This window comes from Bradyrhizobium sp. CCGUVB1N3 (genome assembly GCF_024199925.1).
In the GTDB taxonomy this organism is placed as follows: Bacteria; Pseudomonadota; Alphaproteobacteria; order Rhizobiales; family Xanthobacteraceae; genus Bradyrhizobium.
This window is the reverse complement of sequence record NZ_JANADR010000001.1, coordinates 2166230-2178990: the sequence shown is the minus strand read 5'-3', so window position 1 is coordinate 2178990 and position 12761 is coordinate 2166230. Positions and strand designations below refer to the sequence as shown.

The window sequence follows — 12761 nt, the reverse complement described above, 5'->3', positions numbered from 1 at the left end:
ATGGGGAGAGTGCACGTGGCGCTCTCTACGCCGTCATCCCGGGTTCTCGCAGTGCGAGCCCCGGAATGATGGACAATAAGATGAGGGAGCGTCATCGTGGCTGACGGCGTCAGGAAAGACGAGGAGTTCTCGGGCACCAAGCCCGTCGAGGAGCGGCATCGTTTCGACGAGCTGCGGCTCGAGAACTGGATGCGCGAGAACGTCGAAGGCTATCAAGGCCCGCTGGTCGTCCTGCAATTCAAGGGCGGCCAGTCCAACCCGACTTACCGGCTCGATACGCCCGGCCGTTCCTACGTGATGCGCCGAAAACCGTTCGGCAAATTGCTGCCGTCGGCGCATGCGGTCGATCGCGAATATCGCGTGATCGCAGCGCTCGGAAAGCAGGGCTTTCCGGTCGCGAAAGCCTACGCGCTGTGCCAGGACGACAGCATCATTGGGGCAGCCTTCTACATCATGTCGATGGAAGAGGGCCGGGTGTTCTGGGATCCGACGCTGCCGAGCCAGACGGGCGAGGCGCGCCGACAAATCTTCACCAGCAAGATCGAGACGCTGGCGAAACTGCACATGTTCGATCCCGCCGCGATCGGCCTTGGCGATTTCGGCAAGCCCGGCAATTATTTCGCGCGGCAGATCGACCGCTGGACCAAGCAGTACCGGGCATCCGAGACCCAGCACATTCCCGAGTTCGAGAAGGTCGCCGAATGGCTGCCGCGCACCGTGCCGGAACAGGCGCGCGTCTCGATCGTCCATGGCGACTACCGGCTCGACAACATGATTTTCCACGCGACGGAACCGCGCGTGCAGGCCGTGCTGGATTGGGAGCTGTCGACGCTCGGCGATCCCATGGCCGACTTCACCTATCTGTTGATGCAGTGGATCATGCCGGGCCTGGAAGGCGCGGACATCAAGGCGCTGAACATTCCGAGCCTGGAAGAGGCGGCGCAGATCTATTGCAACGCGACCGGGATGAGCGTGCCGGATCTCAACTGGTACTTCTCCTACAACCTCTTCCGCCTTGCAGGGATCACGCAGGGTATCGCCGGCCGGATCCGCGACGGCACCGCCGCCAACGCCAAGGCGCTCGAATCCGCCAAGCGCACCGTCCCCTTGTCGAAGGCCTCGTGGGAGTACGCGCAGAAGGCGGGGGCGGTGTAGGACTGCGTTTGAGAATGCGAGGCGCGGCCGAAGAGGCCGCGCTTTTTTTTGCCATTCTCTCGTGTCCCGGACGCGGTGCAGCACGAAGTGCTGCTCCGCAGAGCCGGGACCCAGTCACGTCGCCAGCGAATTCAGCTCATCCGTCAGATCACGCCAATCCGGATTGAGTTGCTCAATCAATTTGAGCTTCCAGGCGCGCCGCCAACGCTTCAGCGAATGCTCGCGCGTCCGGGCTTCGAGGACGGACTCGAAGGTTTCGAAGTAGACCAGCAGCGTTACGTCGTACCGTCGCGTGAAACCGGGTACGAGCTTTGCCTTATGCTCGGTGATCCGGCGAGCGAGGTCGTTCGTCACTCCAATGTAGAGAGTGCCGTTTCTCTTGCTTGCCAGGATGTAAACGAAGAAGGACATGTTCGTGCAATCGACGCCTCATAGCGCTGCGACTTAAAATTGCATATTTGGGCGGCGTGGCCAAGCGCCTCCGGGTCCCGGCTCTGCGGCGCGTCACTTCGTGACACGAGACTAGGTACGCGGCTTCTACAATTCGTCCTCGTAGGCGGATTAGCGAAACCTAATCCGCCGTGCTCGAGGGAAGTAGCCGGCTGGGCTGACGCGGACGCTGTCGGCCGCACTCTCGTGTCCCGGACGCGGCGCAGCACGAAGTGGTGCGCCGCAGAGCCGGGACCCAGTCATGTGGCCAAGGAATTCAATGCTTGGAATTGTAGTCTTCAAATTCCCATTTCCCGAGTCGGCCTGGCGCGTAGGGTGGGCAGAGGCGCGTGAGCGCCGTGCCCACCGCTTTCTGCGGACGCACAAGTGGTGGGCACGCTTCGCTCTGCCCACCGTACGACTGCAATCGAAATTACGTCGTCGTCGCCGCGCAATGCGCGATCAGCTTCTCGACGAAATCCCCGCACTTCTCAAGCTCCGACATCTCCACGAACTCGTCCGGCGTGTGTGCCTGCGCGATCGCGCCGGGACCGATCACCACCGAGGCGATATCGGCCATGCTGGCAAACAGGCTCGCTTCTGTGCCGAAGGCGACCTTGGCGTGGTCGTTGCGGCCGGCGAGCTTCTTGGCGAGCGTGACGATCGCGTTGTCGGCTTGAGTATCGAGGGCGGGATAGTCGAGGATCTCCTCGAAATCGATGCCGCAATCGGGGTGGCGCTTCTTCATCGCGGGCTCGATCTCGGCCTTGGCCCAGGCGACAATCGCATCCGTCACTTCTCTCGACTCGGTGATGCCGATGCCGCGGCATTCGAACTCGACGGTGCAGGTATCCGGCACGATGTTGAGTGCGGCGCCGCCATGCACGATGCTGGTCAGCAGGGTGGAGTGCGGGACATCGTAGAGGCTGTCCTGTGATCTCTGTGCCGCAAGCTGAACGGCGCGGCGGCGGATCTCGGTGATCAGCTCGGCTGCATATTCGATCGCGTTGACGCCATCGGGCGCGATCGAGGAGTGGCGGGCGAGACCCTTGAAGGTCGCGCGCACGCCATGCTTGCCCTTGTGACCGATGATGACCTTCATCTCGGTCGGCTCGCCGACGAAGCAGCCGAGTGGCTTGACCTGCTTCTTGGCGACCTCGCGCAGCATGGGCCGCACGCCAACGCAGCCGATCTCCTCATCATAGGAGATCGCAAGGTGAATTGGGGTCTTCAGGGCAGCCTCGGTCATTTCCGGAACCATGGCGAGGCAGACCGCCACAAAACCCTTCATGTCGGTGGTGCCGCGTCCGTAAAGGCGGCCGTCGCGCTCGATCAGCTTGAACGGATCGTGGGTCCATGTCTGGCCCACGACTGGCACGACGTCGGTATGCCCCGACAGCACGAAGCCGGGACGGTCGTTCGGGCCGATGGTGACCCAGAGCGAGGCCTTCTGCCTGGTCTCGTCGACGATCCGCTGTCCACTGATGCCGTGCGAGGCGAGATAGCTCTCGATATAGGCGATCAGGGCAAGGTTGGAGCGATCGCTGACGGTATCGAAGGCAACGAGGTCGGCGAGCAGTTTGAGAATACGGTCGGGTCTTTGGCTTGGCATTGTCGGGTTCTTGGGAAGGGAGGGTGGCGGCTCGGCCGCGTGCACGAACCATACCAACAGCGGCGCCCGTCGGGCAAATCAGCCCGCCCCAGCTGGCGCAATCCTACTGTGCATGGGGTTGTTCTTCGAAAAAAGAACTCGCCTGTGCCGTCGGGTAAATCACTTTTGGGCTTTTGTCCCATCGAAGGGCGCGTGCATCTTGAAACGCGATATCAGCCCCGGGGGCGTCCTGGCGTTCGCCAGGACGACAGTGGAGTGTGTGGCCGGGACAAGCCCGGCCATGACGGAAAGGGAACGCGAAGCGTCGTGAACCTAAACCGGCTTGCCGGCGTACGGCATCGAGGCGGTGAGGCCGCCGTCGACCGGAAACGCCTGGCCATTGACGTACGACGCCTCGTCGCTCGCCAGGAACAAGCCCATCGCCGCGAGCTCGTGCGGCTGGCCGGGGCGCTTGAGCGGATTGAGCTGGCCGATCTTGTCGGCGGTGCCGCGCTCCTTGGCGCGATCGAAGATCGGCTTCGTCATGCCGGTTTCGATCAGCCCGGGGCAGACCGCGTTGATGCGCACGCCGGTGCCGGAGAGCGAATAGGCCGTGGTCTGCACCAGGCTGATCACGCCGGCCTTGCTCGCGGCGTAGGGATGACCGCTGGCACCGGCCTTGAGGCCCGCGACCGACGCCGTCAGCACGATCGCGCCCGATTGCTGCTGCACCATGTGCGGCATCGCGTACTTCACCGCGAGGAAGGGGCCGATCAGGTTGACGCGCAACACCTCCTGCCAATGCTCGACCGTCTGCTCGGCGAGCGGCACGAGCCCGCCGGAGACGCCGGCATTGGCCCAGATCACGTCGAGCCGGCCATGCGTCTTCACCGCCTTGTCGATGACGGCCATGACGTCCTTCTCGGAGCCCGCGTCAGCCATCATGGCCTCTGCAGTGCCGCCGGCGCGCTTGATCTCCTCGACCGTCTCCTTCACGGCTTCGGTGCGATCGACCGCGATCAGTCTTGCGCCTTCTTTCGTGAACAGCAGCGAGGCGGCGCGGCCGATGCCGCTGCCCGCGCCGGTGATGATGACGGATTTGCCTTGCAGTCGGCCCATGCGCTTCTCTCCTCATGTTCACGCGCGGCGCTTGCCGCGCGACGGAATTTCAAACAGAATTTCAAACGGCAAAGTGTCTTGAGACACGTTCGTTACTCACGTACAGCGACATCGAACGGGATGAAAGGGTTTCGATGATGTCCGATTCCGACAAGCCCAAAGTCGTCACGACGCGGTGGTGGTGGGTCCGTCACGCGCCGGTGCGCAATGACGGTGGCAACATCTACGGTCAGCAGGATCTCGCCTGCGACACCAGCGATAGTGAGGTCTTCGAGGCGGTCGCGAAGATCCTGCCGCGCGACGCGGTCTGGTACTCGAGCAATCTGATGCGCACCCATCAGACGGCGGAAGCGATCTGGGCGGCCGGCTTTCCCAAGCCTGCGACCATGATTTGGGAAGCGGACTTCGCCGAGCAGAATCTCGGCCAGTGGCAGGGCATGAATCGCGCCGCCTTCATCGCGAGCCGCCCCGCGGGCAGTAGCTGGTTCGCCGACATCAATGAGCCCGCGCCCGGTGGTGAAAGCTTCATGGACCTCTACAACCGCACTTGCCGCACCATCGAACGGATCAATCGCGAGCATGCTGGGCAGGATGTGATCGCGGTTACCCATGGCGGCACGATCAAGGCGGCGCTGGGGCTCGCGCTCGGCGGCGAGCCTGAGAAGGGGCTCTCCTTCGATATCGACAATGTCTCGGTGACGCGGCTCGATCATTTCGCAACAGCAGAGCGCGTCGTCTGGCGCTTGCCGATGGTGAACCAGCAGCCGTGGATCGCGGACGAAAGGCACAACGCGATGCATCAGCCCGCAGGGCCGGAAGTCAAGAAACTCGCGTGAGCCATTGCCGCTGAGCGCGGCCGCAGCTCAAGCATCAAATCAACCTCGTCAATTCTGGGAGAGAAACATGACCTTGTTCGACATGAAGGGAAAAGTCGCCGTCATCACGGGATCGACGCGCGGCATCGGGCTCGCGATCGCAGAGCGCATGGCCGAGCACGGCGCCAAGGTCGTGATCTCCTCGCGCAAGGCCGACGTCTGCGAGGAGGTGGCGAAGGGGATCAACGACAAGTACGGCAAGGGGACTGCGGTCGCTATCGCCGCCAACATCTCCTCGAAGGAAAATCTGCAAGACCTCGTCGACGAGAGCAACCGCGCCTTCGGCAAGATCGACGTGCTGGTCTGCAACGCCGCCTCGAACCCGTATTACGGTCCGCTCGCCGGCATCTCCGACGATCAGTTCAGAAAAATCCTCGACAACAACATCGTCGCCAACAACTGGCTGATCTCGATGGTGGTGCCGCAGATGATCGAGCGCAAGGACGGCTCGGTCATCATCGTCTCCTCGATCGGCGGCCTCAAGGGCTCGACCATTCTCGGTGCCTACGCGATCTCAAAGGCCGCCGACATGCAGCTCGCGCGCAACCTTGCCTGCGAATACGGCAAGCACAACATCCGCGTGAACTGCATCGCGCCCGGCCTGATCAAGACCGATTTCGCGAAGGCGCTGTGGGACAATCCGGAGAACCTGAAGGCCTCGACCTCGCGCTCGCCGCTCCTGCGCATCGGCATCCCCGACGAGATCGCGGGCGCGGCGGTGTTCCTCGGCTCGAAGGCCGGCGACTTCATGACCGGCCAGACCATGGTCATCGACGGCGGCGCGACGATTAGTTGAGGTGATAACTCTCGTGTCCCGGACGCGGTGCAGCACGAAGTGCTGCTCCGCAGAGCCGGGACCCATGAGCCGAGAATTTGAGTTCGCTGAAGTATGGGCCCCGGCTCAGCGACGGGGCACGAGACCGAGGACGCAGCGTCCCGTCAATCCACCGCCGCGTACACCAGATCCCGCACCAAGGTCCGCGTATAGTCGCGCTGCCCTGGGCCTTGGCTCATGAACACCGCGACCAGATCCTCCTTCGGATCGATCCAGAAGAAGGTGCCGGCGATCCCGCTCCAGAAGAACTGGCCGACGCTGCCGGGGAAGGGCGCGATGCCGGGCTCTCTGCGGACGGCAAAGCCGAGGCCGAAGCCGTGGCCCGGTGCGAGCAGCGTGCCGTTGGTCTTCACATTCGGGCCGAGATGGTCGGAGGCCATCAGCTCCAGCATCTTGCGGCCGATGATGCGCGCACCATCGAGCGTACCGCCGTTGCGCAGCATCAGCGCGAAGCGGGCGTAGTCCAAGGTGGTCGAGACCAGACCGCCGCCGCCGGACTCCATCACGGGTGCTTCCAGCATGTTGAAGAGGGCGATCTTGTCGCCGGTCCAGGGATCGGCGGGGAAGGGCTCGGCGAGGCGGGCGGCGTTGGCCTCGCTGGTCGAGAAACCGGTCTCGGTCATCTGAAGGGGGCCGAGGACGCGCTCGCTCAGGAAAGCGCCGAGTGACTTGCCGCTGACGACCTCGATGATGCGACCGAGAATGTCGGTCGAGCGGCCGTAGTTGAACTCCGCGCCGGGCTGGCAGACCAGCGGGAAGCTCGCGACCAGGGCGGCGTGCTCGGCGTTGGTGATCTTGCGGCTGCGGACGCGGGACTCCTGGTAGAGCTTGTGCACGGGGCCGTCGCCCTGATGCTCGTAGGTGATGCCGGAGGTGTGGCGGAGCAGGTCCTGGACCGTGATCGGACGGTGGGCCGGAACCAGTTCGAGCTTGCCACCGCTGACGACGCCGACCTGGGGGTTGGCGAATTCGGGGATGTACTTGGCGAGAGGATCGCTGAGCAGGACATGGCCGTCCTCGACCAGCGTCATGATGCCGACCGAGACGATCGGCTTGGTCATCGAGAAGATGCGGAAGATCGAATCATGCGCCATCGGAACTGAGGCCGCAGGACTCTGCCGGCCCAGTGCCTCGAACCAGCCGATCTGGCCGCGGCGCGCCACCAGCACGCTCACGCCGGGAACGGTTCCCTTGTCGATCTCGCGCTTGAAGGCATCCGACATCGCCTGGAGGCGGGGGCGCGACAGACCCAGCGTTTCGGGCCTGGCCTCGGGCAAAGGCGGGGTCGGTGTCGCGATTTTCGGCTTCGAGGCGGTTTGAGCGCTCATTGTCACTCCCGGGTTGTTGTTCTGGTTCAGGATGAACTGTGGCCCGGAAGTCGCGGTGTGAACAAGCGCCTCGCTTGCGCTTCTCCCTTGCAAACCGGCCGCCCCCTGTGCTTGAAAGCGCCCCTGACCCGCGGCGACGCGGGTTCGTAGGAGTGTAGCTCAATTGGTAGAGCACCGGTCTCCAAAACCGGGGGTCGCAGGTTCGAGCCCTGCCACTCCTGCCAGGTAGTCCCGACAATCAGGACAGGACCACAGGCAGGGCGAAGCTCGGATCGCGCTTCATGCCGGTCCGATAAGCCCTTGATCCGGATCAGGTCTGCGGACGGGAGTCAGACGCCGATCCCGTCAGGTGCGGCGCGCCAATACCTTGACCTTTGCCCCCATCCGCAGTAGATACCGGCCACCTGCAGCCGGCCCGTTAGACGCGGATCTCCGGCGCGGCCTTGAAATCCCCGAACAATCGAGCCCGGTTTCCGGCTCATCCTTCAAGCGAAGAGGGTTGGGCAGACGGCGGCTGTTCGGATCCCTTTAAATCTTTTCTCGTCTCACGACGGACGTTGGACATCAACGATGGCAGTCAGCCCGTTCAAGTTCTTGCAGGAAGTGCGCTCGGAGACCGCGAAGGTCACCTGGCCGACCCGTCGCGAGACGACGATCACCACGATCATGGTGTTCGTCATGGTTGCCTTGGCGTCGATCTTCTTCTTCGCCGCCGACCAGATCATCCGTTATCTCGTCACCCTTCTTTTGGGCATTCACTGATGGCAACAGCCGCAGCAACTCAATCGTCCGACAAGCGCTGGTACATCGTCCACGCGTACTCGAACTTCGAGAAGAAGGTCGCCGAATCGATCCGCGAGCAGGCCAAGCAGCGCAATCTCGAGGAACTCTTCGAGCAGGTGCTGGTGCCGACCGAGAAGGTCACGGAGGTGCGCCGCGGCCGCAAGATCGACGCCGAGCGCAAGTTCTTCCCGGGCTACGTGCTGGTGAAGATGAAGCTGACCGACGAGGCGTTCCATCTGATCAAGAACACCCCGAAGGTTACGGGCTTCCTTGGCGCGGAAAACAAGCCGATGCCGATCTCGGAAGCCGAGGCGATGCGCATCCTGCACCAGGTGCAGGAGGGCGTGGAGCGGCCGAAGGCGTCGGTGTCGTTCGAGATCGGCGAGAACGTGCGCGTGGCCGATGGCCCGTTCGCCTCGTTCTCCGGTGTGGTCGAGGAAATCGACGAGGCGCGTTCGCGCCTGAAGGTCGCGGTGTCGATCTTCGGCCGCGCAACGCCCGTGGAACTGGAATTCGGTCAGGTCGAGAAGGTCTGACCGGGTACGCGTGAGGCTTGGGCCTTGCGCATTTGAGAGGCCGTGGGAGGAGAGGGGCGGTTGCCAGCCGCATCTGATCCCGACCACGAACCTGAAACCGCCAGCCTTCGGGCCGGCACAACAGGAGTGATACATGGCAAAGAAAGTGACCGGATACCTGAAGCTTCAGGTCCCGGCCGGTGCGGCGAATCCTTCGCCCCCGATCGGTCCCGCGCTTGGTCAGCGCGGTCTCAACATCATGGAGTTCTGCAAGGCGTTCAACGCCCAGACCCAGAAGGAAGAGAAGAACACCCCGATCCCGGTGATCATCACCATCTATGCGGACCGTTCCTTCACCTTCGAGATGAAGACGCCGCCGATGTCCTACTTCCTCAAACAGGCTGCAAAAATCCAGTCCGGCTCGAAGGCGCCGGGCCGTGACAAGGCCGGCAAGGTGACCAAGGCGCAGGTGCGCGAGATCGCCGAGAAGAAGATGAAGGACCTGAATTGCGACACCATTGAATCGGCCATGAAGATGGTCGAGGGCTCTGCCCGTTCGATGGGTCTGGAAGTTGCGGGGTAACGGGCCATGGCAATCGGAAAGCGTTTGAAGAAGGCCCGCGAGGGCGTTGATCGCGAGAAGCTCTATCCGCTCGCGGACGCCATCAAGATGGTCAAGGAGCGCGCCAAGTCGAAGTTCGACGAGACGATCGAGATCGCGATCAATCTCGGCGTCGATCCCCGCCACGCCGACCAGATGGTCCGTGGCGTCGTGAACCTGCCGAACGGCACCGGCCGCACCCTGCGCGTCGGCGTGTTCGCGCGCGGCGCCAAGGCGGACGAAGCCAAGGCCGCCGGTGCCGACGTCGTCGGCGCCGAGGACCTGGTCGAGAAGGTGCAGAACGGCACCATCGACTTCGACCGTTGTATTGCGACCCCCGACATGATGCCGCTGGTCGGCCGTCTCGGTAAGGTGCTCGGTCCGCGCGGCATGATGCCGAACCCGAAGATCGGCACCGTGACCATGGACGTCACCAACGCCGTCAAGGGCGCCAAGGGCGGCTCGGTCGAGTTCCGCGTCGAGAAGGCCGGCATCGTCCAGGCCGGCATCGGCAAGGCTTCGTTCACCGAGGAGAAGCTGGTCGAGAACGTCAAGGCGCTCGCGGATGCGGTCTCCAAGGCGAAGCCGGCAGGCTCCAAGGGCACCTACATCCAGCGCGTCGCGGTGTCCTCGACCATGGGCCCGGGCGTGAAGGTCGAGCCGGGCACGATCCTCGGCTAAGGCCATAGATCAAGAGATGCGGACAGGGGCGGAATTGGGCAACCGATTCCGCCCCTTCCATTTTTGAGGCGTCGTTCACGGGAAACAATAACAATGGCTGACAAGGTCCTGATCTACTCGCGCTTCCCGAAGACGATGATGGCGCGCTTCGCCGAGCGGTTTGAATTGCTCGACACCGCCGGCAAGCCGGCGCAGGAGGTGTTTTCAAGCGACGCATTAGGTGGCATCCGCGCGCTGCTCACGGCCGGCGGCACGCCGCTCGGCGCAGGCGCGATGGATCTCTTTCCGAAGCTGGGTGCGATCGTCTGCTACGGCACCGGCTATGACGGCGTCGACCTGAAGACTGCCGCTGCACGCAACGTCGCGGTCGGCCACAGCCCCGGCGCCAATGCGGCTTCGGTTGCCGATATCGCAGTGACCTTGATGCTCGCCGCCACCCGCCGGATCCTGGTTGCGGATCAATACGTCCGCAGTGGCGATTGGGCCGCGTCAAAACCTTCGCCGATGATGCGGCCGCAGGCCGGCATGCCTGGCCGCCGCATCGGCGTCTACGGCATGGGCGAGATCGGCCGCAAGATCGCCGCGCGCTGCGCGGCGTTCGAGAGCGAGGTCGGCTATTTCAGCCGCACCCGCCACGACGTACCCTATCAATATTTCCCGTCGCTCGATGCGCTCGCCGACTGGTGCAGCGTGCTCATGATCGCGGTCCGCGCCGGCGCGGAGACGCATCACGCCGTCAACGCCGACATCCTCAGGCGGCTGGGCGAGGATGGCTATATCGTCAACATCTCCCGCGGCTCGGTGATCGACGAGAAGGCCCTGGTCTCGGCGCTCTCCGACAAGACGATCGCCGGCGCCGGCCTCGACGTCTATGCGAAGGAGCCGCACGCGCCGGATGCGCTGACGGCGCTGCCCAACGTGGTGCTCGCACCGCATATCGGTGGACATACCCTGGAATCGCACGTCGCGATGCAGGACTGCGTGCTGGCGAACCTGACCGCGTTCTTCGAGGGGCGGCCGCTGCCTTACGCGGTCAAAACGGCTTGAATCGGCCCTTTCGCCGCCGCGTCAAGGTTCCCGGGCAATCGATTGGAACTGGTGTGAATTTTGCTCTTGGCAAGGCCGTCAAGAGCGGTTAAAGAACCGCCTCCGGACGTGCTGGCCGTAGCTGGCGCGTCCGTGCACGCATTCCGAAAACCCGACACGATAGGAGATCATTCCTTCTTAGGACGTCCGCAAGGATTTGCCCGAAAAGGAGAGACCTCATCAAGTTGGTGGAATGTGGGCGGGGGTCAACCGGCGTGCCGGCTGGCCTCGTCCTGTCCAAGACTGCAGGCGCTCGCGGGAAGTTTCGATTTCCCAACGGCTTAATCGCATGGCCTGCATAGACGGGTGAAGACCGGATTTCACTTCGCAGCCACCCCTCGGGCGGCTCGGAATGGGTTTGGTTCGGACCTCGACACCCCGTGGGCCCCCGCAAGGGTTCCGGGAGGGCAGGCTTTGAATTGTCGTCTTGCCCGGCGTGTCCGAAGGGTTTTGGCCCAGAGGTTCAGGTTTGGGTGGGACGATGGGTGCAACCCGGCGGTCCCGCCTTTCGCGCGACGACCGCCAACCGGAGAGAGCTTGCTGTGGAACGAGCGGCAAAAAAGGAAGCGGTCGAACAGCTCAATGAGGTCTTCAAGACCACGGGCGTCGCGGTCGTTGCTCAATATTCCGGCCTCACTGTCGCCCAGATGCAGAAGCTGCGCATGCAGATGAAGCAGGCTGGCGCCTCGGTGAAGGTCTCGAAGAACCGTCTCGCCAAAATTGCTCTTGAAGGCACTGACGTCGTTGCCATCGGCCCCATGCTGAAGGGGCCGACCGTGATCGCGACTTCTAACGATCCGGTAGCGGCGCCGAAGGTCGCCATCGATTTCGCCAAGGCGAACGAGAAGTTCGTCATCATCGGCGGCTCGATGGGCAAGACCGTCCTGAATGTCGACGGCGTGAAGGCTCTTGCCTCGCTGCCGTCGCTTGACGAACTGCGCGGCAAGATCGTCGGCCTCATCGTGGCTCCGGCGACCAAGCTCGCCCAGCTCGCGAACGCGCCGGCGGGCAAGCTCGCACGCGTCATTCAGGCTCATGCCTCAAAGGGCGAAGCGGCCTGACGCCCTTCGCAAAACTCAAACCCGAACCAGACTTACACTTAAGGAAACAGAACAATGGCTGACTTGCAGAAGATCGTTGACGACCTCTCGAGCCTCACCGTGCTCGAAGCCGCTGAACTCGCCAAGCTCCTCGAAGAGAAGTGGGGCGTGTCCGCCGCTGCCGCCGTCGCAGTGGCCGGCCCGGCTGCCGGTGGCGCTGCCGCCGCTCCGGCGGAAGAGAAGACCGAGTTCACGGTCGTTCTCGCCTCTGCCGGCGACAAGAAGATCGAGGTCATCAAGGAAGTCCGCGCCATCACCGGCCTGGGCCTGAAGGAAGCGAAGGACCTCGTCGAGGGCGCGCCGAAGCCGGTGAAGGAAGGCGTGAACAAGGACGAAGCCGACAAGATCAAGGCCCAGCTCGAGAAGGCTGGCGCGAAGGTCGAGCTCAAGTAAGCGTTACTGGAGCGAGATCCCGGGCGAGCGTGAGCTGAGACCCGGGATCTTGGTCCGCAAGGTCGATGGCCGGGTTCCGGCCTTGAGCGGGCGGGTCGAATGCAAAAGGCGTGCGACGGGACATTCCGACGCAGGCCGAACACGAAAAAGTGTGGGGATTTGAGGGCTTACCCCTCGAATCTCGACTATTGTCGCCCCATATCGGAGCGGCAGCACGAAAGCACGGTAGGCGTGGAAGGCGGAGTTTCCCGCAAGCCGTTGGGAGAGCAG

14 protein-coding genes and 1 tRNA gene are annotated in these 12761 nt (G+C 63.4%); 11 read left to right on the top strand and 4 right to left on the bottom strand.

Translation table 11 applies throughout. The annotated features are described in order from the left end of the window. Positions 1 to 96 precede the first annotated feature (96 nt). Positions 97 to 1155, top strand: a complete 1059-nt coding sequence (locus tag NLM33_RS10415) for a phosphotransferase family protein (protein ID WP_254095959.1) — start codon at positions 97 to 99, stop codon at positions 1153 to 1155. Positions 1156 to 1269: 114 nt separating this feature from the next. Here the strand turns inward: NLM33_RS10415 and NLM33_RS10410 are convergent, their stop codons facing one another. From NLM33_RS10410 to NLM33_RS10400, 3 genes are all read right to left on the bottom strand, one after another. Next, on the bottom strand, positions 1270 to 1566 hold the full coding sequence (locus NLM33_RS10410; RefSeq protein ID WP_254095958.1) for a GIY-YIG nuclease family protein: 297 nt from the start codon (positions 1564 to 1566) through the stop codon (positions 1270 to 1272). A 451-nt stretch (positions 1567 to 2017) separates the two neighbouring features. After that, positions 2018 to 3196, bottom strand: a complete 1179-nt coding sequence (gene argE / locus NLM33_RS10405) for an acetylornithine deacetylase (protein WP_254095957.1) — start codon at positions 3194 to 3196, stop codon at positions 2018 to 2020. A gap of 312 nt (positions 3197 to 3508) precedes the next feature. After that, positions 3509 to 4294 (bottom strand): SDR family NAD(P)-dependent oxidoreductase, encoded by a 786-nt coding sequence (locus NLM33_RS10400; RefSeq protein WP_254095956.1) that lies wholly within the window; start codon positions 4292 to 4294, stop codon positions 3509 to 3511. A 137-nt stretch (positions 4295 to 4431) separates the two neighbouring features. Here NLM33_RS10400 and NLM33_RS10395 point away from each other — a divergent pair, with 137 nt between their 5' ends. Together NLM33_RS10395 and NLM33_RS10390 are read left to right on the top strand one after the other, a co-directional pair. After that, a complete protein-coding gene (locus tag NLM33_RS10395) occupies positions 4432 to 5130 on the top strand; it encodes a histidine phosphatase family protein (protein WP_254095955.1) in 699 nt (232 codons plus the stop codon). Positions 5131 to 5197: 67 nt separating this feature from the next. Then, positions 5198 to 5965, top strand: coding sequence for an SDR family NAD(P)-dependent oxidoreductase (locus NLM33_RS10390; protein ID WP_254095954.1), 768 nt, complete (start codon positions 5198 to 5200; stop codon positions 5963 to 5965). Between the two features lie 143 nt (positions 5966 to 6108). Here the strand turns inward: NLM33_RS10390 and NLM33_RS10385 are convergent, their stop codons facing one another. Continuing rightward, positions 6109 to 7332, bottom strand: a complete 1224-nt coding sequence (locus NLM33_RS10385; protein ID WP_254095953.1) for a serine hydrolase — start codon at positions 7330 to 7332, stop codon at positions 6109 to 6111. A 148-nt stretch (positions 7333 to 7480) separates the two neighbouring features. Here NLM33_RS10385 and NLM33_RS10380 point away from each other — a divergent pair. From NLM33_RS10380 to rplL, 8 genes are all read left to right on the top strand, one after another. Continuing rightward, positions 7481 to 7556 (top strand) — tRNA-Trp (locus tag NLM33_RS10380). Between the two features lie 346 nt (positions 7557 to 7902). Next, positions 7903 to 8094: a preprotein translocase subunit SecE gene (gene secE / locus NLM33_RS10375; protein WP_027520978.1), complete on the top strand. Its 192-nt coding sequence runs from the start codon at positions 7903 to 7905 to the stop codon at positions 8092 to 8094. Next, positions 8094 to 8651 carry a transcription termination/antitermination protein NusG gene (gene nusG, locus NLM33_RS10370; RefSeq protein ID WP_254095952.1) on the top strand — a complete coding sequence of 186 codons (558 nt, stop codon included), beginning with the start codon at positions 8094 to 8096 and terminating at the stop codon, positions 8649 to 8651. Before secE ends, nusG begins: the two co-directional genes overlap by 1 nt. A gap of 133 nt (positions 8652 to 8784) precedes the next feature. Further along, positions 8785 to 9213: a 50S ribosomal protein L11 gene (gene rplK / locus NLM33_RS10365; protein WP_011088164.1), complete on the top strand. Its 429-nt coding sequence runs from the start codon at positions 8785 to 8787 to the stop codon at positions 9211 to 9213. Positions 9214 to 9219: 6 nt separating this feature from the next. Next, positions 9220 to 9912: a 50S ribosomal protein L1 gene (gene rplA, locus NLM33_RS10360; protein WP_254095951.1), complete on the top strand. Its 693-nt coding sequence runs from the start codon at positions 9220 to 9222 to the stop codon at positions 9910 to 9912. A gap of 93 nt (positions 9913 to 10005) precedes the next feature. Further along, positions 10006 to 10959, top strand: a complete 954-nt coding sequence (locus NLM33_RS10355; protein ID WP_254095950.1) for a 2-hydroxyacid dehydrogenase — start codon at positions 10006 to 10008, stop codon at positions 10957 to 10959. 581 nt (positions 10960 to 11540) lie between these two features. Further along, a complete protein-coding gene (gene rplJ / locus NLM33_RS10350; RefSeq protein WP_254095949.1) occupies positions 11541 to 12059 on the top strand; it encodes a 50S ribosomal protein L10 in 519 nt (172 codons plus the stop codon). A 54-nt stretch (positions 12060 to 12113) separates the two neighbouring features. Beyond that, a complete protein-coding gene (rplL, locus tag NLM33_RS10345; RefSeq protein WP_061876888.1) occupies positions 12114 to 12491 on the top strand; it encodes a 50S ribosomal protein L7/L12 in 378 nt (125 codons plus the stop codon). The last annotated feature ends 270 nt before the right edge of the window (positions 12492 to 12761 follow it).

Coding starts and splice junctions, on each gene's coding strand:
- NLM33_RS10410 (WP_254095958.1), bottom strand. CDS start 1,566: ATGTCCTTCTTCGTTTACATCCTGGCAAGCAAGAGAAACGGCACTCTC.
- argE (WP_254095957.1), bottom strand. CDS start 3,196: ATGCCAAGCCAAAGACCCGACCGTATTCTCAAACTGCTCGCCGACCTC.
- NLM33_RS10400 (WP_254095956.1), bottom strand. CDS start 4,294: ATGGGCCGACTGCAAGGCAAATCCGTCATCATCACCGGCGCGGGCAGC.
- NLM33_RS10395 (WP_254095955.1), top strand. CDS start 4,432: ATGTCCGATTCCGACAAGCCCAAAGTCGTCACGACGCGGTGGTGGTGG.
- NLM33_RS10390 (WP_254095954.1), top strand. CDS start 5,198: ATGACCTTGTTCGACATGAAGGGAAAAGTCGCCGTCATCACGGGATCG.
- NLM33_RS10385 (WP_254095953.1), bottom strand. CDS start 7,332: ATGAGCGCTCAAACCGCCTCGAAGCCGAAAATCGCGACACCGACCCCG.
- secE (WP_027520978.1), top strand. CDS start 7,903: ATGGCAGTCAGCCCGTTCAAGTTCTTGCAGGAAGTGCGCTCGGAGACC.
- nusG (WP_254095952.1), top strand. CDS start 8,094: ATGGCAACAGCCGCAGCAACTCAATCGTCCGACAAGCGCTGGTACATC.
- rplK (WP_011088164.1), top strand. CDS start 8,785: ATGGCAAAGAAAGTGACCGGATACCTGAAGCTTCAGGTCCCGGCCGGT.
- rplA (WP_254095951.1), top strand. CDS start 9,220: ATGGCAATCGGAAAGCGTTTGAAGAAGGCCCGCGAGGGCGTTGATCGC.
- NLM33_RS10355 (WP_254095950.1), top strand. CDS start 10,006: ATGGCTGACAAGGTCCTGATCTACTCGCGCTTCCCGAAGACGATGATG.
- rplL (WP_061876888.1), top strand. CDS start 12,114: ATGGCTGACTTGCAGAAGATCGTTGACGACCTCTCGAGCCTCACCGTG.